At 57.9% G+C, this 21,018-nt stretch carries 22 protein-coding genes and 3 pseudogenes; 5 read left to right on the top strand and 20 right to left on the bottom strand.

The window, feature by feature from the left end:
* Window positions 1-14: 14 nt before the first annotated feature.
* From F6X37_RS15550 to F6X37_RS15570, 5 genes are read right to left on the bottom strand one after another with little or no spacing between them, the layout of a single operon-like run.
* Window positions 15-1,598: a class I tRNA ligase family protein gene (locus tag F6X37_RS15550; protein WP_187611938.1), complete on the bottom strand. Its 1,584-nt coding sequence runs from the start codon at window positions 1,596-1,598 to the stop codon at window positions 15-17.
* Between the two features lies 1 nt (window position 1,599).
* Entirely contained in the window at window positions 1,600-1,935 is a 336-nt protein-coding gene (locus F6X37_RS15555) for a cupin domain-containing protein (RefSeq protein ID WP_187611961.1), read from the bottom strand.
* 16 nt (window positions 1,936-1,951) lie between these two features.
* Window positions 1,952-2,731 carry a phytanoyl-CoA dioxygenase family protein gene (locus tag F6X37_RS15560; protein ID WP_187611939.1) on the bottom strand — a complete coding sequence of 260 codons (780 nt, stop codon included), beginning with the start codon at window positions 2,729-2,731 and terminating at the stop codon, window positions 1,952-1,954.
* A 40-nt stretch (window positions 2,732-2,771) separates the two neighbouring features.
* Window positions 2,772-4,013: an MFS transporter gene (locus F6X37_RS15565; RefSeq protein ID WP_187611940.1), complete on the bottom strand. Its 1,242-nt coding sequence runs from the start codon at window positions 4,011-4,013 to the stop codon at window positions 2,772-2,774.
* 4 nt (window positions 4,014-4,017) lie between these two features.
* Complete coding sequence (locus tag F6X37_RS15570) at window positions 4,018-5,340, bottom strand: lysine N(6)-hydroxylase/L-ornithine N(5)-oxygenase family protein (protein WP_187611941.1); 1,323 nt, start codon at window positions 5,338-5,340, stop codon at window positions 4,018-4,020.
* 263 nt (window positions 5,341-5,603) lie between these two features.
* On the opposite strand from F6X37_RS15570, the gene F6X37_RS15575 reads away from it, so the two are divergent.
* Complete coding sequence (locus tag F6X37_RS15575; protein WP_410451368.1) at window positions 5,604-5,840, top strand: transposase; 237 nt, start codon at window positions 5,604-5,606, stop codon at window positions 5,838-5,840.
* Between the two features lie 204 nt (window positions 5,841-6,044).
* Here the strand turns inward: F6X37_RS15575 and nodU are convergent, their stop codons facing one another.
* From nodU to F6X37_RS15590, 3 genes are all read right to left on the bottom strand, one after another.
* Window positions 6,045-7,766, bottom strand: a complete 1,722-nt coding sequence (nodU, locus tag F6X37_RS15580) for a nodulation protein NodU (RefSeq protein WP_187611942.1) — start codon at window positions 7,764-7,766, stop codon at window positions 6,045-6,047.
* A gap of 13 nt (window positions 7,767-7,779) precedes the next feature.
* Entirely contained in the window at window positions 7,780-8,409 is a 630-nt protein-coding gene (gene nodS, locus F6X37_RS15585) for a nodulation methyltransferase NodS (protein WP_187611943.1), read from the bottom strand.
* 192 nt (window positions 8,410-8,601) lie between these two features.
* Complete coding sequence (locus F6X37_RS15590) at window positions 8,602-10,614, bottom strand: carbamoyltransferase (protein ID WP_187611944.1); 2,013 nt, start codon at window positions 10,612-10,614, stop codon at window positions 8,602-8,604.
* Between the two features lie 514 nt (window positions 10,615-11,128).
* Here F6X37_RS15590 and F6X37_RS15600 point away from each other — a divergent pair.
* On the top strand, window positions 11,129-12,076 hold the full coding sequence (locus tag F6X37_RS15600; RefSeq protein ID WP_187611945.1) for a LysR family transcriptional regulator: 948 nt from the start codon (window positions 11,129-11,131) through the stop codon (window positions 12,074-12,076).
* A gap of 58 nt (window positions 12,077-12,134) precedes the next feature.
* Here the strand turns inward: F6X37_RS15600 and F6X37_RS36900 are convergent.
* The 11 genes and pseudogenes from F6X37_RS36900 to F6X37_RS15650 all read right to left on the bottom strand — a co-directional run.
* Window positions 12,135-12,316 (bottom strand): annotated as a pseudogene (locus F6X37_RS36900) (IS3 family transposase); the annotation flags it as partial.
* A 198-nt stretch (window positions 12,317-12,514) separates the two neighbouring features.
* Window positions 12,515-13,000, bottom strand: a complete 486-nt coding sequence (locus F6X37_RS15605; protein ID WP_184063013.1) for a hypothetical protein — start codon at window positions 12,998-13,000, stop codon at window positions 12,515-12,517.
* 172 nt (window positions 13,001-13,172) lie between these two features.
* Window positions 13,173-13,654 (bottom strand): annotated as a pseudogene (locus F6X37_RS15610) (electron transfer flavoprotein subunit alpha/FixB family protein); the annotation flags it as partial.
* A complete protein-coding gene (nifW, locus tag F6X37_RS15615; protein WP_262419931.1) occupies window positions 13,651-14,007 on the bottom strand; it encodes a nitrogenase-stabilizing/protective protein NifW in 357 nt (118 codons plus the stop codon). The gene nifW and the pseudogene F6X37_RS15610, both read right to left, overlap by 4 nt.
* Before the next feature lie 42 nt (window positions 14,008-14,049).
* Entirely contained in the window at window positions 14,050-15,186 is a 1,137-nt protein-coding gene (nifV, locus tag F6X37_RS15620) for a homocitrate synthase (RefSeq protein ID WP_187611946.1), read from the bottom strand.
* Window positions 15,187-15,328: 142 nt separating this feature from the next.
* Window positions 15,329-15,592, bottom strand: a complete 264-nt coding sequence (locus F6X37_RS15625) for a hypothetical protein (RefSeq protein ID WP_316251976.1) — start codon at window positions 15,590-15,592, stop codon at window positions 15,329-15,331.
* A 367-nt stretch (window positions 15,593-15,959) separates the two neighbouring features.
* On the bottom strand, window positions 15,960-16,403 hold the full coding sequence (locus F6X37_RS15630) for a glycosyltransferase family 2 protein (protein ID WP_260321328.1): 444 nt from the start codon (window positions 16,401-16,403) through the stop codon (window positions 15,960-15,962).
* Complete coding sequence (gene nodB, locus F6X37_RS15635; protein WP_187611947.1) at window positions 16,391-17,083, bottom strand: chitooligosaccharide deacetylase NodB; 693 nt, start codon at window positions 17,081-17,083, stop codon at window positions 16,391-16,393. Before nodB ends, F6X37_RS15630 begins: the two co-directional genes overlap by 13 nt.
* Entirely contained in the window at window positions 17,080-17,673 is a 594-nt protein-coding gene (locus F6X37_RS15640) for a NodA family N-acyltransferase (RefSeq protein WP_187611948.1), read from the bottom strand. Before F6X37_RS15640 ends, nodB begins: the two co-directional genes overlap by 4 nt.
* A 35-nt stretch (window positions 17,674-17,708) precedes the next feature.
* Window positions 17,709-18,476 carry a hypothetical protein gene (locus tag F6X37_RS15645; protein WP_187611949.1) on the bottom strand — a complete coding sequence of 256 codons (768 nt, stop codon included), beginning with the start codon at window positions 18,474-18,476 and terminating at the stop codon, window positions 17,709-17,711.
* Complete coding sequence (locus tag F6X37_RS15650; RefSeq protein ID WP_184010439.1) at window positions 18,473-18,715, bottom strand: hypothetical protein; 243 nt, start codon at window positions 18,713-18,715, stop codon at window positions 18,473-18,475. Before F6X37_RS15650 ends, F6X37_RS15645 begins: the two co-directional genes overlap by 4 nt.
* 141 nt (window positions 18,716-18,856) lie before the next feature.
* Between F6X37_RS15650 and F6X37_RS15655 the strand changes: the two genes are divergently transcribed.
* The 3 genes and pseudogenes from F6X37_RS15655 (at window position 18,857) to F6X37_RS36910 (ending at window position 20,422) form a co-directional block, all read left to right on the top strand.
* Window positions 18,857-19,033 (top strand): hypothetical protein, encoded by a 177-nt coding sequence (locus tag F6X37_RS15655; protein WP_187611963.1) that lies wholly within the window; start codon window positions 18,857-18,859, stop codon window positions 19,031-19,033.
* 676 nt (window positions 19,034-19,709) lie between these two features.
* A pseudogene (locus tag F6X37_RS36905) lies at window positions 19,710-19,970 on the top strand (reverse transcriptase domain-containing protein); the annotation flags it as partial.
* A 98-nt stretch (window positions 19,971-20,068) separates the two neighbouring features.
* The gene (locus tag F6X37_RS36910; RefSeq protein WP_262419932.1) at window positions 20,069-20,422 is read left to right on the top strand and encodes a reverse transcriptase domain-containing protein; all 354 of its coding nucleotides are present in this window, start codon (window positions 20,069-20,071) and stop codon (window positions 20,420-20,422) included.
* Between the two features lie 113 nt (window positions 20,423-20,535).
* Here F6X37_RS36910 and F6X37_RS15665 read toward each other — a convergent pair.
* Window positions 20,536-21,018 (bottom strand): IS5 family transposase (locus F6X37_RS15665; RefSeq protein WP_187611950.1); only part of this gene is annotated, 483 nt, incomplete at its 5' end.

Here is a 21,018-nt window from a genome sequence, read left to right on the forward strand (position 1 = left end):
GGCTCCATCGTTGGTTACGCGGCATCGACGGCGCGCTGGAAGCGCGATTGATATTGGCGGATGAAGGAGTCGGCAATCGGCATTCCGAACGGCGGAAATTCGGCCGTCCCTCTGGAAGGCGTAGCCAATAGCGTTGCGTTTGCGCCGAGTGCCGGTGTCCAATTCTCGCCAAAGAACACGTTTCCATAGCATTCGGCCAGCACTGGCATCACGGGATGGAGCATGCTCAGAAAGACGGATACGTGCACCGGCCGCCACGTTTCCGGGCTCGTGCCGAAGCCCGTCGCGACGAAGTATTCGTCAATCAGATCGAGGGCGTTCCAGAAGCGCACCTGGTCCATCGCGGTGATATAACGTTGGACTATGTCGTCGTGCGCCGGCGTAAGACCGCTTCCATCGACATTCGCCGAGTGCAGTGAATCGCGGCGGAGGGCGCTTTCCCACGCAAGGATGTGCGAAGCCGACCGGATCAGTTCGCCGATCTGGAAATCGTTATTGTTGGTGCCGAACGGCTTGGCAATCCGAGCGAGCGCATAGCGCAACACACTCGGGTCGACCTGCCGGGATACTTCATCTGCCCAGAGTGCATGGTCGCGGCTGGTCGAGAATTTCTCGCCCTCCAATTTATAAAAGTCCTGGATCGAATGATTTGCCGGAAGCGGGTAGCCGCGCGCAAGCAGACTGCCAGTCACGCCGATGGTGTAGTAGAAGCGGTTATCTTGGCCCATGAAAAACAGGAGGCGTGTATCGGGATCGCGCATCACGGTATCGTAGTTGACCTCGTCGCGCGCGCACTGCAAGCGGATCCCCGTCTCGAAACACCAAAGCCCTTCGAACCACGTCATCAACGTTTGCCCCGCAATCTTCGCGGGTGCTTCAAGTGTCACACCCCGGTCGAAAATGCGCGACATAGGCAGCGGCCGCAATTCGTCACGCAACCATGCACGCGCTTTACGCTGGATCGTTTGATCCCATTCACTCCTTTTGATCGCATCGTCAAGCATGGCTGCCATGCGAGGGACGTCGAAAACCGCCTGTTCGATAGGGCAAAGCGATAGCGGTTTGCCGCACGACGTGTGGACTGGCGTTCGCAACTTCGAGTGCTGTTGCGCCAAACCGCAGTTTTCGCACAAGTTGCTGTCGGTGGACGCATCGCACGCGGGGCAGAGGCCGACGGCAAGCGAATCGGCCACGAACTCCTCACAGTTTTCGCAGTAGAGTTGATGGCCATCACGCACATCAATGTAGCCTGCAGCTTCCAGATCGCGAAAGATCTTCAGACTGTTCTGCTTGTGCGTAGCGTCCGTTGTTCTGATGAAGACATCGGGCTCGATGTGCATTGCCCGCAAGCAATCCATTATCTCGTCAATATGCAACTGCGCGACTTCGTCAATCGGGCGACCGAGCTTGCGCGCCTTCACTACCGTATAGGTGCCATGCTCGTCCGCACCTGTGACGTGGTAGGCGCGGTGACCTCTCATGCGTTGAAAGCGAACGAAAAGATCGGTGAGCAGATAGACCCCGCCGATATGGCCGAGATGCAGCTTGCCGTTCGGGCAGGGCGGTGCGGGGCAAACGAAAAAAGTGCGTGTGGTCACGTTAGTCCCACCATATCGATAGAAATTTCAGGCTCGCTGCCGGATCGGCATTGCGAATCGCGTGCTCCTGATTCGGCTCGATATAGAGCAGCGTTGAATTTGCCACTGGCCGCGCCTGACCATTCACCTCGAAGACTCCCTTGCCTGAAATGAGTACCCACAGTTCATGCTTGGAATGGGAGTGCAGATTGACAGCGCCCGCCGGCATGACCTCGACAATCGACGTGCCGAACGCTGTTGTCAGGCCAGCGGGCAGATGTTCGAGCAGCCGGCAAACAAGAACGCCGTATTCCGGCCGCATCATGGATGGGTCAATCTGCTTTGTGTACACGCACATCCTCCGGTGAATTACATTAGGTGCGATAGAAAATGCCATTTGGCGGCTTCAGATCGTGGATATCCGATTCCTTTCCTTCGGGTGGGTTGTAGGCACGCTTCAGTTTGTTGTATTCCGTACGCGTGGGGCCACCAGTTGAGGCGCGCTGGAACACCAGATAGAGCGTGCGGCGCGAACGGTTACTTTTGTTGGGCTGCGAATAGTGCGGCGCGTAGTCGTCGAAGACGAAGATGTCGCCGGCCTTCCAGGGCACGGGTTCCCACTTGAACGTCTCGGCCACTTCCGGATGAATCACGCCGCCGGCGTCCATCGGAAACACATCTTTCTGATGGTTGCCCGGACTGAAGAACAGGCCGCCGTTGTCCGGATCGGAATCGTCGATGCCGATGGCGACCACGGCATGCACCATGCGTTCAGGAATGTTGTGCGGGATGTGATAGATGTCCTGATGCGGACGATAGCCGCCGCTGTCCGGGTACTTGAAGATGAGCAGTTCCTTGAGCATGCGGGTATCTTCATCGAGAAGCGATTCGACGGCCGTCTGGATGCGCCTGTCGGCCAGCAACAGGTCGCGCAGCTCGTTGTTGAAGTCCAAAAAGTTCTCTACCTTTGAAACGATCCTGCGGTCGTCCTCGGTCTTCTCGAACCACATCATCCATTTGTTGTCGCTGATTTCCCAGCGCGAGACATCGTTGACCAGAGCAGAAATCTTTTCGCGGGTGACCGGATCGAAAAAGCCCTCTACTTTTAGATATCCATCTTCGTGCCACTTGGATTTTTGCGTTTCATTCAGCATACGAACCACCTCGTTAAAGAACGGAGTTTTCAAGGAGAAGTCAGGCGGCGAAATGCGCCTTCATTCGCATGACGCCGAGTAGCACGACATTGGCGAGTACGGCGCCTAGCAGGGCGACGAGCATTGCATCGGCGCCGAAAACGTGAATCAGAACGCCACATAGGGAAGGGCATCCGAACAGACCGATGAAATAGGCAAGCGTAAAGATTTGCGAAGTCACCGGCACCGATACGCCGTGGTCTCCGGCGAGGTTCACGGCCATGCCGTTCAGGGTCGAGTAGCTCAGTCCGTAGCCCGTGGCGAACAGCGCGGTAGCGACGATATAAAGCGTCGTGCTGCCGTGGTTCAACAGGAACAGTACGAGCGAGGCGCCGGTCAGCAAAAACAATGCGTGCGCCAGTCGCGCTGGCTTGATGCGTCCCATGGTTCTCGCGAGCGACAAGCGCAGTGCCACGCTGGTTATCGTGAACGTTAGGAAGAACAGGTCTGGCCTGAGGTTACGCGAGACGGCATAGGGTGTCTGGTAAGTCGCCAGCCCGGCGAAGACACAGGCTGCCAGTGCGATCATTGCGATCGGCACTGCTGTTCGTGCCCTGAGCAGGGCCAACGTGTCGGTCGCGGTAATGGCCACGCGCGTCATCGGCAAACAGGACCTATCCCTCATCGCCTCGCCGGCGATCTTGACGCAGACTGCCGCCACCGCGCATGCCGCAGCGAACAGAAGGTAGGCCAGCGCGATCGAGCCGGTATGTTGGGCGATCAGGCGGCTCAAAGGCGCCGCCATGCCCAGGCCGGCCATTTGCGTGCCGGAGACGAAGGTCAGGTACTGGATACGCGCGTTGGGGCACAGATGATGGATGATTTGCAGCGGCGCGAGTATGAAGAACACGGACCACCCAGCGCCCAACAGCAAACCGCCTGCATAGACGGCACGAATGTCCATTGGCGCAGCGGCGAAGCAGAGCATGCTGCCTGCCATGACGAGCGAGGCCAGCGCGATGGTCGGCATGACACCGATACGCTGGGCTATGCGCCCAGCCACGCAGCAGCAGATCATGGTCGAGACCATGCCGCTCGAAATCACGGCGCCGGCGACATCGCTCTTCATGCCCAGGGATTGCAGGTACTCGGGCAGGAGAAAACTCGTCCCGTACGAAGCGGCGATCACCAGTGACGCGATCAGAAACGGAATGAACGCCCGTAATTGGAGGGATGCCGGCAAGTGCTCGGCGTGTGAGATCGCACGCTCGCCAGTCGATAGATAAATGGAGGAGCTAGTCATGCGCTTACGCCACTGCCGGTTGACGCGAGGCCTGAGGCGCGTCGCACAGTACCGATCCTGCTTCAGTCTCCTGATCCTCAAGGCTGTCGAGCAGTTGCCGGTCCGGAACATCCGGATAGAACGCACGACCTAGCAGACTGTTGATGATGCGGCTGTTCCTGTACGCGACCAGCGAAAGATTGACGCTTTGCAGGCCGTGCTGCACGCGGCTTTGGTTTTGCAGATACACGGGACCGGGCATTGGCGCATCGAAGCGCACGGCGTAATCGGGATCGAGCGTTGGCAGACCGTCTTCACGGCTTGCGCCGTCGAGCAGCTTCTGAACGAATGGCAAATGGCGCGGCTGAAAACCGGTTGCCAGGATGATTCTGTCCGCGCTTATGCCGTTGCGCTGCGACGTGACGAGCGAGGTCAACCCGATATGCCAGCGACCGCTGCGGCGTGTGATCTCGTCCATCGTCACCGAAGGCAACAGACGAAAGCAGTCGGCTAGCGTGCCATGGGCGCTGCGTTCGTACAACGCTTCATAGAGCCGGTTGCACAGGCTGGCGGAAATGCCGTCGCTGGTGAGCTTTTCGCTTTCGACGATGGCCCGGCGCTGCTGGATCGGCAGCGTGTGAAAGCGTTGGCTATAACTGGGCATGTATGCTTCATTGACAAATGCGTTGTCGTCCATCGCAAACAGATTGGCGCGCGACGTCGCCCAAGTGATCTTGTCGGGACCTGACTCGGTCAGCATGTGCTCGACGACTTCCGCGCCGCTCTGCCCGCCGCCTACCACCAGCACATGTTCGTCTTCGCTGAACGGTTTCCGGTTAAGGTAGTCGTCTACGTGATAGACCGTCTCGCCAACCACCTGCCGCGCACATGCCGGCACCTTGGGTTCGACGCCGACCCCGACCACTACCGCGCGCGCATGATAGGTGCGCGCGGTAGTGGTCACGCAATAGCCCTTATTGCAAGGCCTGATATCGATCACCTCCTCGCCGAATCGAAGCGTGTCCAGGCATTGCGCGACCCATTGGTAATAGTGGGTGAACTCACGTCGCGACGTGCTGTTTCCACCTTTATTCACGAAACTGTACAGGCGTCGATGTACAGCGAGATAGTTGAGAAAGGAATATGGGCTTGTGGGATTCACCAGGGTCACACAATCCTTGAGCGGCGACACCTGGAGTTGACTTTGGGGCAGCATGAGCCCCGGATGCCAGGAGAATTTTATGCGCTTCTCAAAGAAGAGCGCTCGCAAACCGGTGGGCTGAATGAGCGCCGCGAGGCTTAGATTGAACGGTCCGATACCAATACCGATGACGTCTAGCATGTCCATAGGAACTTGTTCCGCCGTTAGAGGGGAATTGGCCAACCGAGATAGTGCAGCGCAATTCCCGTGGACTAAGATTGAGGCGGTGGTGCCGGCGTACTGCGTAGCCGATGCCCGCTGCAGGAAAACGAAAGCCGTAGATGACGATCGCTTTTCTTCCCAATGGCGGCATTCTGACCAGCGCTATGCTTGGTTTGACATTACCTCGGGCCGCCTGAGTGAATCATACGAGGAATTGAGACGCTGAACACTTTGAACATACGCAAACCTTGCGGTGCGTCAATTGTCCACGCGTGTTGCGGCAGTGGTGCGCCAACGTCATGCGCTCGAAGGTCGAGCCGATGAAGGAAGTGGCGCGAATGATTCGCCAGCACTTCGATGGCATCGTCGCCTGGACTCAGACCCACAAGGTTCGCGGTTACACGCGCTTCACGACGATGCGCACCGTCCTCTTTCTCGTCGCCGGCAAGCTGGATTTCTCCAGCTTCAACCTGGATGCCTCGTAAGCCCCGTTACCCACTGCATTTTGAAAAGAGCCAAAATTTCCGAGGATGGCATCGAGGTTCCGCGGGTCGATGAGCAACCTCCGCCCGGGATAAGTGCTTGCGAAAATCGAGCCAAGGGAGGCCGGCTGATCGTCTTCGGACCGTAGCGATAGAGCGAGCTGCCGGGACAATTGACGGCGTCGTACTGACCACTGAGCTGCAACGTCAGCAATCTTCGAACGGCGACGTAGCGAAAAGCGTTTCGTCGACTGACGGCGACAGACCAGTCCTGGTCAGTAACAAACCATCGCACCACACACGTTCGACGCGTCCCCACGCACAGGCTGAAGCAGCGTCCGGGAAGAAACCTCGTCCGTGATAGTTGGCGCTCGTGTTGCAGAGCAACGGAATACCCGTCAGCTTTTCGTATTCGACCAGAAGTTGCGCCACCGGATGCTCGGAAGTTCTTGACATGGTCTGCAATCGGGCAGATCCGTCGAGATGCACGACGGCAGGGATTTTTTCTCGCCATTCCGCGCGCGTCTGATGATCGAACAACATATAGGGATCAGGGCTCCCCGGGCTAAAAATGGTCGGCGCACGATCCTCAAGGCATATTGGCGCCACGGGACGGAAGTGCTCTCGAAACTTGATGTCGTTGAGATGATCCTTCATTGTGGGCAAAGTCGCGGCGGCCAGAATGCTTCTGCCCCCCAATGCTCGTGGTCCGAGCTCGGCTCGGCCGGCAAGGAAAATGACGGGCTTGCTACTGGCGAGTATGCTGGCGAGTTCTGCAATGGAGCAAGTAGACGCCGTCCATCCGGGCGGTACTTGGCAACCTTTTAAGGCCGGTCCGCTATATACCGACCACTCCAGCGGCACGAAGCCCTTCTCGGCTGCCAGCGCGCAACAAGCGGCGCCAATCGCAGACCCGCTATCGTTGGGAAACGGCGGCACCCAGATTGCGTCGAATAAACCGCTCGCGCGCAGGGCGCTGTTCCATTTGATATTGAGTCCGCATCCGCCAGCGATGCACAAATTTTTCGGGCCCGCAATCGAATGGCGCTGCAGCGCGATACCCATTTCATGAACGAGAAGACGCTCGAGGAATACATGAAACGAGGCGAGTACGTCTTCGGGCGGCTTGGCTTCCAGTCGCAGCGCGCTTGCTTCGAAGAACTCTCCTACAGCCGCTAGTGACGCGTCCGCGCTGTGGATGTTCTCGCGATAAGCTTGCGCACACTCCGTGTCGCCAGCAAAGCGTGCCTGATAAAGCTCGCGAAATACCTCAACGATATCTTCGTCAACGGAGCCCAGCGCGATGTAAGCCATCAGCTTGCCGGCCACACCCAGATCCCACCGGGCGCCGCCCGGCTTCTTATAAGGACCAAAGTGATGACCCGCCGCGGCGTAGATGTGACCTATCACGGGGAACAGGCAGTCAACATGGCGGGCGTGGTGGCGTTCTACATGATAGAGGCGTGGGACGATGCCACCATCCCACACCAAACAGAATGCAGATTGCCCGCTTTGGGCAAAGGGACTGGTGCAGTACGCGGAGGCCACATGGCCTGACACGTGAGGATAGCTTTTATAAGGAAAGGACTGGCCGCCGACAAGCAGTCCGGAGCCGTCGAGCGAAGCGAGAAGATCATCGGCTCGGCGTTCGGCATAAGGAGCCCCTTTCAGGCTGACGGGAATCGACCCACTGAGGACGCGAAACTGCGACTCGACTACTCCGTCCCAGCCGTCGATGACAAACTGGTCGATATCGTGCGCATCGAAACCATGCTCGGCCAATGCGATCGCGATCGCCTCGAGGTCGTCGATCGCCTGATACCGCGGATTGTTGTCTCGCTTTTCCTGCTCCACGCAAAAAACCAGTTTTCCATCCTCGACAAGGGCGATCGCCCCGTCGTGCGTCAGTTTGATCCCACAGATGCGCATAATATCTCCCGGCCTAAGGCTGGTAAGTTGGTCCACACGAAGGCGAAGCGGCGTTTCGAAAACAGGCGAGCAGACAGTCTTCATTCAACGACTGACCGACGCACCTCAAACGATCGATTTCAACCAGCTCTTCTTCCAGGATGGCTATGACCGTCTCGGCTCCGGCAATGTGGCCCCATCGCCGGCAATTGGCGTCATGTGCCGATCCGAAAACCAGCTGTCCTCCGGGCGCAAGCATCCGTGCTAAATTGCGGACAGCCGCACGCACCTCGGCGCTGCCGTCGAGGTAATAGAGAACCTCCGCCACCACGACCAGATCGAACTGTTGCTCAGTCGAAAAATGCTGGACATCGGAGACGATCCAATTGATGTGTGGTGGGTCCATCATCCGTTCGCGTGTCCTGGCAATTGCGTGTGGCACGATATCGATCACGGTGAGCCGTTGGCAGTGCGGTGCCAATTTTTCCGTGAAGGCTCCGCCTGCGCATCCGACTTCGAGCGCATTTGTGACGGATCCCTGCGAAAGTGCCATCCGAAGCATTTGCCTGTGGCGCTCGTGCTCAAAGGGATTGCTATCGAGCCGCCATGGATCGTCTGCGTCCAATTCCCGACGCAGCAATTCGAAGTTCGTTTGATGTGTCAATTCCGCCTACCTTTGTGGTGCGCCGCTGCATGTGTCCGGACCTTGGGCCGGGACTGGTGCTCCGTTGGACACCGGCATGTTGGTACAAGAACTGCACGGCGGCCAAACGCTATTGTTTAACGTTCTAGAAAAATAGCTCGCGAGTGCTGTTACCTAGCTTCAGACCTTCAGCAACTCATTGGAGGCGCGTCGTTACCGTGACAACGCCCGTGAGGGATGTAGCCGAACCCGACGCTGTTCCCACAATCCGCGCAGCTCCTCGACGAGGGCTTCCCGTTGAGTCTGCTCAGGCGTAATTGAATCGAGAAGATGTCCGAGCACGGCTTCGCCTTCGATCCGCATCAGCAGATCGAACAACTCATGTGAAATACGGACACTGTCACAGTTGGAGCCGCCGGTGCGAATTTCGCACACCGTCTCCTGACGATCCCGCGCTGTGTGAGCGCGGACCCGATAGAGCGATGCATAGGGCGGCAGTGAAACCGCGAGCGCAGTCCAATGTTCCTGCGTTGCGAGCCGCTTTTTGACGAGGAACGGCCCGACCACAAGTCCATCCAGCTCTGTCGTCAGAAATGTGGCAATTGCGTCTGCAACCGAATCTACGATCGGCTCAGCGTTGTTATTAAAGGAAGTATTGAGCAGAATTGGGATTCCTGTCCGCTTCTTGAACGCATTAATAACCTCCCAGTAGGCGGGATTGGTCTTGCGCGATACTGTTTGCAGCCGCGCTGTACCGTCAATGTGCGTGATGGCGCCGAGCAAGGCACGCTTGGAGTCGCGCACGCGAACTACAAAATTCATAAAAGGGAATTCGCGGGTGCCCTCTGGGAGGTCAAAAAATTCGCGCGCATCGTCCTCGAGCACTGATGGCGCGAACGGTCGGTAACCCTCACGCTTTTTGACCATGGCGTTGATCCGGTCCTTGTTTGCCACCGGCCTGGGATCGGCAAGAATGCTGCGGTTGCCAAGCGCGCGTGGCCCGAACTCCGAACGACCCTGCACCCAGCCGATCACGGCGCCATTGGCCATCCAGTCCGCTGCTCTGCCTGCCACGTCATCACTGCGTTCAACGTGGAGGTGTCCGGCCCACGCATTCAATTCTTGCTCCACGACCAGATCGCTCCCCAGATCCGGCCCCCAATAAACCTCCTGCAATCGCTCACGTGGCGCGGGCCGACCGAAGTCGTTTGACATCATAAGGGCAGCGCCTAATGCGCAACCGGCGTCATGCGCTGCGGGCTGCACGAAGATGTCTTCGAAAAGTCCCGAATACAGCAGCTTACCGTTCATGGTGCAGTTATGAGCTACTCCTCCGGCTATACACAGCCGTTTCATACCGGTGACCTCGCGATGATGGCGGAGAATGTGAAACACGATGCGCTCAAGCGCTTCCTGCAATGAAGCACCCACATCTCGATGCTGCTGTGTGAATGGCATTCCCTTTCGCCGGACCTGGATGCTGCGGAGCAACGTCGGACCGATGCGGTCCAGGTAGACGCGGTACTCACCGTTGGCGGACAGTTGATAGAATTGCTCGAAGAGCGCGCGATAGGGAGCGGGATCCCCATAAGGTGCAAGCCCCATGACCTTGTATTCGTCGAACAAGCCGTAACCGAGATACCGGATTGTTTCGAGATAAAACAGCCCTAGAGAATTATGCTCTGCGAAAGTCGCGAGTTGCGTAATTTCGGTTCCAGATCCGAGCGCCAAGAGCCCCGAGAGGAAATCACCGCCGCCATCGACCGCGAGGATCAGACTTTGCTCGAATCCAGACATCGCAAACGCGCTCACGGCATGCGCCAGATGGTGACTCACGAATGAGACTCGCGAAGGATCGACCTCGGTACCGAATTCCCGCATTAGTAAGTTACGCAGAAACAGCTTGGCATCCACCGGAATGGAGATGTTCGGCTGGGACAGGAACAGGCGTTCGAGCATGACGTTGCAATAGGCCTCGGTAGCGTAAAACGCGATGTGGTCGATATCGCTGAGCTGAATCCCTGCGGATGCGAGGCAGTATTGAATTGAACTGCTCGCGAACTTGTTAGAGTGCTTGATCCGGTTGAGGCGCTCCTCTTCGACGGCCGCTATTACGCGTCCGTCCCGGACAAGCACCGCAGCGCCGTCGTGCAGAAATGTGTTCGGCAGTTCGAGTGAATTTTCATGAACTTTGTCTAGCCCGCCGCTCACTCCTAAGCACAGCATGTTTCTCTCCTTCATCGTGGTAGGAAGCCCCTATTGGCAAGACTCGAACCCCTACCACATAAGTAAGGTAGGGTATCGCTCGTCGCTGTGAACACCGGTCAGACGTCACCAGCCCCAAAGAATCTCGCGTAGGGTCCGTCTGTAAAATGGCGCCGCAATTCATGAAAATTCTGTACCGTTTGGTCCAGGGTCACGTTTCTTGGCGACGAAGGATGGCGCGACCAGAAAGCTGAAGCGCTGGAACCCCGAGGAAATCCCCAATCGTTGCCAAACATGCGGCGGGTTCGGGAGGATGGCTCCCGATGCATGTGATTGATCGACAACTGCTGCAACGTCATTTCCTCGGCTTTGCTCAGTTCTACGACACACTTCATCCACTACCCGGCACCACGAAGGTGCCAGCAGGTTTGCGAAATTCAATCGGATTTACCAGGAACACTATCCTCCATGCCGTACAATTCGTAAAATCGTTTGTCTTGATGGAACACATCCACACTATGGATAAGTTGGGATCATGCGTTTCAAGGGCCTCGATCTAAATCTCCTCGTCGCGCTCGATGCTCTGATGACCGAGCGTAACCTGACCGCGGCGGCACGCAGCATCAACCTGAGCCAGCCGGCCATGAGCGCGGCCGTCGCCAGGCTACGCGCCTATTTCTGCGACGAACTATTTACGATGAGGGGCCGGGAACTTGTCCCAACACCGCGTGCAGAAGGGCTCGCTGCTCCAGTCCGGGAGGCTCTGGTGCACATCCAGCTCTCCGTTATTTCCCAGGACGTGTTCAACCCAGCCAAATCGGATCGCCGCTTCAGGATCATTCTTTCCGATTTCATGACAGTCGTATTTTTTCGAAAGATCGTGGAGCGTATTGCACGGGAAGCTCCCGCCGTCAGTTTCGAATTGCTGCCACTTGCCGATGACCCCGATGAGGTTCTCCGGCGCGGCGAAGCCGATTTTCTTATCTTGCCGGAATTTTTCATGTCGAGCGCGCACCCTAAAGCGAAGCTGTTCGAGGAGACGCTCGTGTGCGTGGGCTGCCGCACGAACCAGCAGCTATCCGGGCAGCTCACATTCGAGAGATATATGTCGATGGGGCACGTTGTGGTCAAGTTCGGGCGTGCGCGGCAGCCCTCCATCGAGGAATGGTTTTTGCTTCAGCACGGTCTCAAGAGACGGGACGAGGTCATCGTGCCGAGCTTTAGCATGATCCCGCCTATGCTATTAAACACTGACCGTATAGGGACGATGCCCTTAAGGCTGGTCAAGTATTTCGAAAAAGCGATGCCTCTGCGGATCGTCGAACTTCCGCTGCCACGTCCCGCATTCACCGAGGCCGTCCAATGGTCTGCCCTTCACAACAGTGATCCGGCAAGCAATTGGATGCGGGAGATAATATTGGAGGAGGCGTCACGCATGATTCCTCTGCCTAAGACCACGCGAAGACCAATCCAGCCAAGTTAGGAAATGGGATCTTTCAGCAAGGTTTTTGCGGCATGGATTTGTGGGGTTTCGAGGGTTTTGTGGCGATATACCGTGTATCGCCACACCAGGCCTCATTCGGCGCGGTGACGGCAAACGCCTGATCGAGCAGGTTCGGCGGGACTGGCAAGCGGTGTGTCAATCCGGTTGTTGTCTTGATTTGCGTCTCTGGTTGCAACGCAACCCCTGCTTGCGACGCAGTCTCTTTATCGGATGTACGCCGAATTATCGGCACCGCTGGGCTACCGGTTTCCACGGCTCGCTGAAAAAACGTCCACGGCATGGCCTGCGCGCCCGCGCGAAGTGTGCGGTGAGCGTCGGCTTTGACTACTGAAACGATCGCCATGAACTGCAATGGAGTTCTGCCATAGCCAAGCCGGGGACATATTGTCGATCTGTCAGTTGATCTTCCGGCGGCGATTATCGGGACCCGGACTGTGCGAGCAAGGCTTCCACGACGTCCAAGCCTATGCAATCGATCGGGTCCAGCCTGCGCAGCTTGGCGATCAGCTTCAGTGCAACGGCGCGCTCACCGCGCCGCACGCTGATGAACGCGAGCGCCTTCAGTGTGAAGAGCCAGAAGCGGCCCGGACCAGGAATGGTGAAGTCGGTGTCGCCCGGCTGTACCGCACACCAGTCGCTGTCGAGCGACGCCTGCCGGGCGGCGACCGCCAAAGCCTTGGTCGCGACCTCCTGCGCCTCGCCAAGTTCACCCCGGTTCGCATGGAACTTATACAGCAGATAGTAGGGTGGCAGGCAGCGTGGGTACGACAGGACCGCAGTCCACAACGCGGCGGCCACATCGTCATTGCTGCCGCCGCGGGTTCTCTCGATCAGCTGTAGCACGGGGGAGGGAACGTTGCCGCCGAAGAGATCGGTCGATTCGATACCAGTAATGAGATTCATCAATTTTCTCCGATATGGTGAGTGGTGAGGCGTCCGGCCGCTTTTGCGGCGCTCGGAAGCCGATGTGACGATGGATGTGTTTGTCTACGCGAACCTGAACTGGATGCGATGCCCGCCGCGCGGACACGCCCATTCGAGGTTGTGATGGTCCGTGCACAGAATGCGGCAACTACGGGTCAATGTTCAGCTCAGTGCAGTCGGCGGTGAGGCCGGTCAAGAGCGTCGTTGCGACAGATCCGGCGGGATCCCGGGCCATCGAGGTTGCACCGAGCAGCAGAATCTCGGAGCGGTACCTGTTGAGCGGGTCGGTCAGCCCCTTCGTGAACGGTTCGTTGCGATAGCCGAGCGACACAGGGTCGTGAATCACATACGCTTTGTCCGCGCCGAAACTGAACGCCTCACTGGCAAACTGCTCAAGCGGCTCGTCGGTACCGCCGAGCACGGCCACAGCGACACGACTGCCGAGTTTGTCGGCGGGCTGCGCGCCTCACCGAGCAGCTCCCATGACACGCTATGCACGTGGCCGCGGTCGTGCTCGAGAAAGACCCAGACCACCTGGTAGGCTTTCAGACGTTCGGGCAGATCGAGGTTACGGCCGGCGGCCCGTTTGACCGGCGCGGCCGGCTTCTTTTCCGAGGCAGCGGGCGAGTTCATGAGGCCCTCTTCATCAACAGGTCCGCCTCCAATGTCGGATGGCGAGCGAATATCTTGTGCACGAGGTTCAGCGACACGTCGCGCAGGCTGGACGCTTTGAAGACCTTTTGCTCCGCGGGCGTGGATACAACGAAGTCGTTGTAGGCCTTCTGCAGTAAGCATCGATAGACGGCGAGCACGGCCGTCGCGCCGTTACGCGGCAGTTCTTTCTGTTGCTCGATATGCTGAAAGAAGCGCTTGAGAATGTGCAGGCGGCTCACGTTCACTACCTTCTCGTCGAATGCGATGTCGAAGAATCGCAGGAAATCCTCGGCCGACGACAGGTGACGCAGTTGTTCGATAACTTCTTGCATGTCGTTACTTCTATTGGACAAGTTTGGCCGCCATAACCACACTCACGACACCTTCACCCGCGTGCTGTGGGCTTGGGTCAGGAAGCGGCGCAGATCGCTTGCATTCGGCGCCTGCTTGTACTGCGTGACGAAAGAGCGGATGCGCGCAAGCAGGAGCGGGATGAGCCGCTCCGACACCCTCACGCCTAGAGCGTCGTAGGCCTCACGCACACTTTGAGATCCAGAATGTTTCCCGAGTATCGTCGACCGTTGCCGGCCGAGCTCTGCTGGATCGAATCCCTCGTAGGTCGTGGGGTGCTTCGCGAGGCCGTCGGTGTGAATGCCCGACTCGTGAGTAAAGATGCTCCTACCGATGATGCTCTTGTTGAAGGAAACTGCGCGGCCTGAGGCTTGTTCGACCAGCGACGAAATGTCGGGCAGCGCTCTGGTGTCGACGCCAGTGTCTCGTCGCAGCAGGTGCCGCGCGCCCATCACGACTTCTTCCAGCGCTGCATTGCCGGCGCGCTCACCCAACCCGTTGACGGTGGTGCTCGCATGGGTCGCGCCGGCCCCAAGGGCGGCCAGTGTGTTGGCTGTGGCGAGCCCGAGGTCGTCGTGCGCATGGATTTCGATCTCCAGATCGACGGCGACGCGCAGCGCTGCAATGGCGTAGAAGGTCTTAAAGGGGTCCAGGATACCGACAGTGTCGGCAAAGCGCACGCGCTGGGCCCCGTGCTGCTGCGCGCATTGAGCCACTTCTATGAGAAATGAGGGATCCGCGCGCGAGGCGTCTTCCATGCCGAGGGAAATCTTGGGATGGTTTTTCGCTGCCTCGTCGACGACGCGTGCGATCTGCGCCAGTACCCAACTGCGCGACTGCCGCAGCTTGTGTTCCAAATGAATATCCGAAACGGGAACCGAGAGATGAACGATATCGGCATCGCAGCGCAATGCCGCGGTGAGATCCTCGTCCGTGAGGCGCCCCCAAACCATCAGGCGGGCGTCGAGGTTCAGGTCGACGATTGCAGCGATGCACGCCATTTCGTCTTCGCCCATGGCAGGAATTCCGATTTCGAGTTCGGACACGCCGGCTTGCGACAGTGCGGCGGCGATCGCGCATTTTTCCTCGGTGCGAAACGCGACGCCGGCGGTCTGCTCGCCGTCACGAAGCGTCGTGTCATTGATGATCGGATTGAGCATGTCAGGTCTCTTGAGTTGTCGGCGATGGATCGCAAGCGTTGTGCCAAGCGAGCATCTACAGTCGGAGCACAATTTGCGGGATGTTGACCGGCACAATGTCGGGTTATGGCGGTGCATCGTCCGATTGTTGGTGTCGCGAATGTTACGTTCCGGACAATGCGGCAGCGCTGGAGGTGGCTCGTTCGATGCCCGCAAGACCGGCCGCGATCAGGGCCGCAAAAGCGAGATACGGATTCAGATCCGCACCGCCAATGCGGCACTCAACGCGGACGGCGTCCGAGCCTTCGCCGTAAAGGCGGAAACCGACCGTCCGATTGTCTTGGCTCCATGCGACCTTGGTCGGCGCGAACGTACCGATCTGGAATCGCCTGTAGGAGTTGATGTGGGGCGCCAGAAAGAGGGTGATGTCCTTCGAATATTTCTACAGGCCCCCAAGGTAATGGTGCATTAGATTGAGACGTTTATATGCGGATGCGGTACGAACGCTTTGCCGCGCGGCAACGTTTCACAGGGGAATCTTGTCCGTGCAAAATCTGGCGGTGGGCGAGTGCCGAGCTGCTTGCGGTAAGGCTCAGTAGCTCCCAATTTTCACGGAGTCGACGGATGCACAAATCGTTAGTCGGTAAGGGATTTTAGAAACCAACTGCTAGATTCTCTATTGCTCAATGTACACAGCGCATAGACTTTCAGGGGGAGCAAGAGAAAGAGGTTAATGGGTGTGTGAAGAGAAAAGCCAATAAATCGAATCTGGCGAGCGCGAACCGATGCCCACGCTACAGCGGATCATGGTCAATGATGCGATTATCAGGGCAGTCCACCACGGCACTGTCACTGTCAATGCGAGCTGCGCGAGCCCCCGCTAGAAGCGATAAGGCGAGAAATAGCGAGCCCAGATTCTGTCCGATCACGTCCAGCGTAAGGTAGCGATCTAGACAGGGCAGCAGGCGCAGCGAAAGCAACGTGTCCCGATAAGTACTGCGCGCCCAGCGCAGTTGTTGACGCAGATACACCCCCAGTCTGTCCGGAACGACTGTCGCCGCAATGGCGTCCGGAACGTACTCGGTCCGATAACCTGCCGTCAGCACGAGAATCGTGAGATGACGGTCCTCGCCGAAGTCGCTCGGCTTCCCGCGAAAAATTTGCGTCTCGTACTGATCTAGAAGCAAAAGGACCGCGGAGCGCATAAGACGAGACAGCGACAGTGCTAGTTGCGCCAAGCATGTTCATAGGGTGTCTGGTTTGTCCGGTGAGGTTGAGGAAGCGATCGGATTGCAAACCCCCGGTCATGCAATGCTGGAATCATGAGGGAAAGCGCCATGAGGGTCTGCTCGCGCCGACTAGCGTGAGTGCATCGTCCCAACTCATCGGGAGGGCATCCGTCGTGCAAGAGCACAATTGCACCCGGCCGGACAGAGGCCAGCACTGCGCTGACAATCGCGTCCACGCCGGGACGAGACCAGTCTCGCGGGTCTACCGACCAGTGGAGGGGCGCCAGACCAGCGCTCGCTGACGTAGTGAGCACTGCTTCGGTCCACATGCCATACGGGGCACGCATATACCGCAGCGAAGCATGGGGGCTCGCCATCCTGATGACCCTGCTTGCCGTTAGTATTTCCTGTTGTACTTCGGTGGGTTCGCATCTGGACAGGTCCGGATGAGTCATCGTGTGGTTTGCGACCTCGTGCCCTTCTGCGATCATCCGTCGGATCAGCTTCGGCTGGTCCGCTGCGTACGCGCCGATGACGCAGAAAGTCGCTGGCACCCGGTGTTCCGCCAGCACATCGAGGACGTCCGGTGTGCAAAATGGATTAGGGCCGTCGTCAAACGTCAAATAGACGTCGCGACGTCCGTTGGTGTCAGCGCACTCGCTGCGCGCTTCGGATAAGCAGTGCCTCACAGCTCTGGCCCGTTCCGATCAATTATCGTTCCGGTCGGCCAATCGCTCATTGACCGTCCAATCGGTAAGACGACAATGAGCACGTCCTCGATGCGCGTGGGCGGCGTGTCGAGATGCACTTCTCGAAGGGTCGACCTCACGCGAACTCCAGACACAATAGTCGCCAGACCGGGTCGGCCGAGCAGCCTTGCAATGTGTTGCCGCAACGCGTGTCGAACCGTGCCGAAGCCGAATGGAACGTCAAGTTCCTGCAACACGGGATACATCACGCGCATTAAATGAGGGATTCCGAGTCCCTCAAGATCCGGACGTACCGCGTACAATCCTAGTTCGGCCACTAGTAGATCGACTGCGCCAACCTTGATGAAACGACGCAGTGCGCCGATATGAGCCGCTACGCCGCGCGCGTCGTAGCCGATTGCACGGACCTCTGGCCTCGCACCAGCCCAACTGTGATTGCCTTCGAATGGTTTTGCATTAAACGCCCCGGTCGGTCCGTAGGTCTTTCGGAAGAACTCGGACAGTTCGATGTGGTCGGCGAGTCGCAACTCATTTTCCCAAACCAGCCTCCACCGCACCTGAGAGCGCATGGAGAGAGGTCCTCTATCTGTGGACACGGCCAAATTCACGACTGCCTCCTATGCGCCGTCCGGCCTTTGAGGGCGGACCTGACGCACGCGAACGACTTGCTGAGAAAGCGGTGCGATTTCAAGAAATCATCTGCACTCTGGAACAGTTCTGCGATGAAGCCCGAAGAAAAGAGTATTTCCGTCAACGCTTCACGGACCGATTGAACCTCTTCCACGATGGAGATTACATCGAGTGCGCGTGCCTTTCGCACCGGATCTACCAAAGACTTCCCCCGCATCTTCCGCACGATCTGACCGCGATTGACACGAGATCCATTTGGCCGGGTCGCTGAAGCATTTGGCACCTGCAATCGGCTGCTCCCAATTCGTTGGGAAGCCCAGCCGAAGTCGAGGGTTGCATCAACTGTACGAAGGTAAGCGGCCGATATAGAAAGGGTTTGGAGAACTATGCGAAGTTTTGCCGGTAGTAAGCGCCTACGCGACCTGCCAGACGCTTGTCGCGTCGTGTCGGCGCGATCCAGCTTGCCCATGCCGCCGAAGACCGTGGCCGCATTGGACATGTGCCTCGGTTGATGCTCGGCGTACACCTGAGGATTTTTCTCGGAGTCAGGGCAAAGATCGACAACCATCTTGATATGCCCAAAGTCTATTTCTCCGGCCCGACGTTTTGCTACAGTATTCATGAGAGCGTCCACGAGAAATTGACTTGAAATTCGGTGCCGTATCCGCCGAGAAAGTTCAGCGAGTTCGGCATCGGCGGTTTCCTTCGTCCAGGTGATGAAGCGTCGCCAGTGGTGCTTCATGTGCCCACCGTTATGGCCGCCCATCGGGCCGGACACGCCGCTGTTGCGCCATGCGTGAGCCAGTCACAGATCGACTGCCCGCTCACGCCGAGTTGCTCGGCGGTGAGCTTGCGCTTGATCCTGTGTCCGAGCGGCGAAAGGGCCGCCGCTCGCGTGCGCGAGTCCCGATGCATGTGATTGATCGACAACTGCTGCAACGTCATTTCCTCGGCTTCGCTCAGTTCTACGACACACTTCATCCGCTACCCCGGCACGACGAAGGCGCCAGCAGGTTTGCGAAATTGAAATGGATTTACCAGGAACACTATCCTCCATGCCGTACATTTCGTAAAATCGATTGTTTTGATGGAACGCATCCACACTATGGATAAGTTGGGATCATGCGTTTCAAGGGCCTCGATCTCAGTCTGCTCGTCGTGCTCGATGCTCTGATGACCGAGCGTAATCTCACCGCGGCGGCACGCAGCAAGGCCCAACTCAACGTCGTTCGCTACGCCGATGACTGTGTGCCACGAAGGCGTGACGAGGGGGAACTCTCGGAGCGCCATGCTGCATGAGAGATGAGGGATGGCCCCTCGGTGTCGGCGTACAGGCGCAGGCACCAAACCACCCACTGCTGCTGCGTTAAAGAGACGTGGTGGTGAGCGAGATGGGAAAAGGTCGGGCTAGACCCGATCAGGTACGGATCGAAGAGACGAACGAAAGTGAACCGTTGATGATGTGTCGAAAGCGTATACACGATGTCGAAACCATGGTGGAGTCGTTCCCATGGGATAAGCGCAGGGGGCGACCTGCTTACTGCCTGCGCGGCATCCGGCATGAAAGCGGCGTGAAGTCGATCCAGGCTCTTGTGGGGAACGTGGGAACCTGTCACTCCGATGTCAAGGGAGAAGCGCAAGTGGAGGCCCCATGAGCGCGAGAGTACCAATGCGGAGTACAGGGGCGGAGCAAGCCGTAGTAGTGTTGAAGGATCGTAATGGATCTGGAGCGAAGGGCTTGCCCCATTGTGCTGATGACGAGGCAGCAACCGCGGGCGGCGACGTCAGCGGGAGGACTGCTGCGTCGTCTGCAAAGCCGCTTCCCAAACGCAAACGCCAGGTATGGGAAGCCTATAAACGGGTTAAAGCAAATCGTGGAGCGGCAGGAGTTGACGGGCAGACCTTGACCGAGTTTGACGAGAACGTCGTGGACAATCTCTACAAGCTGTGGAACAGGCTTGCCTCTGGAAGCTATATGCCGCCGGCGGTTCGGCGTGTGGAAATTCCCAAATCTGATGGCGGAGTGCGCCCGCTCGGTATACCCACCGTGTCGGACAGAATCGCTCAGATGGTGGTCAAGCAAGTTCTTGAGCCTGTTCTGGAACCCCTGTTCCATGAAGACTCGTACGGCTATCGACCGGGAAAATCCGCACACCATGCAATTGCGCAGGCGAGGAAGCGCTGTTGGAAGTTTGCATGGGCTGTGGAAATTGACATCAAAGGCTTCTTTGATAACATCGACCACGCCTTGTTGCTAAAGGCAGTGCGACATCACACTCAGGACCCGCTGGGTCGTGATGTACATCGAACGCTGGCTGAAGGCGCCAGTGCAAAATGCTGGATGGAACAATGTTGGCGCGAACGCGAGGGACGCCGCAGGGCGGCGTCATTAGCCCGCTGTTGGCCAATCTATTCCTGCACTACGCCTTTGATATGTGGATGCAGCGTCAGTTTGACCAGGTACCCTTTGAACGGTATGCCGATGATGTTGTGTGCCACTGTCGTAGTCAATCGCAGGCCGAATCACTAATTGATGCTTTGGGCCGGCGGTTCGCGCAATGTGGATTGGAGTTGCATCCGCTGAAGACCCGAGTGGTCTACTGCAAGGATGCTGATCGGCGAGGGAACTACGCCGAAACGAGCTTCGACTTTCTGGGCTATACATTTAGGGAAACGCTGATTAATTGACCGGGCTGCCGAGCTTGCAGATGGGATGGCGCGGAATTTTTCTGGATGACGAAGTAAATGAGGATCGGTTTCGGTGAATTTGGCTCTGGAGCGAGCCTCACTTATCGCATCTTTCACACACTTGACGGATTGCCCCCATGAACCGGCTGCAATAGATTTCGCGCAATCACCAGGTTCGCCAAGGCGAACAGACTGAACAGTTGCGCCGTGTTCTTGGCCAGCCCCTTGTAGCGCACCTTGCGATGATGGAACAGGTTCTTGACAATATGAAACGGATGCTCGACCCGCGCGCGAATCTGCGCCTTGGTTCGCTCGACCGCAACCACCAGGTCCTTCAGCGGACCGTCCTGCATCGCCTTGATCTTTCCGCGCTTGGCCGCCACGCGCCACTTCACCGGCTTGCCCTTCATTTCGTCGCGTTTGTCCACGCCGATGTAGCCCGCGTCGCCGAACGCTTCTTGCTCATGTCCGTGCAGCAGGGCATGGGCCTGCGACACATCCGACACGTTGGCCGACGTGCCAACCACGGTATGCACCAGCCCCGAATCGGCGTCGACACCGATGTGGGCCTTCATCCCAAAGTGCCATTCGTTTCC

Origin of the sequence: Paraburkholderia sp. 31.1 (assembly GCF_014397645.1) — a bacterium.
In the GTDB taxonomy this organism is placed as follows: Bacteria; Pseudomonadota; Gammaproteobacteria; order Burkholderiales; family Burkholderiaceae; genus Paraburkholderia; species Paraburkholderia tuberum.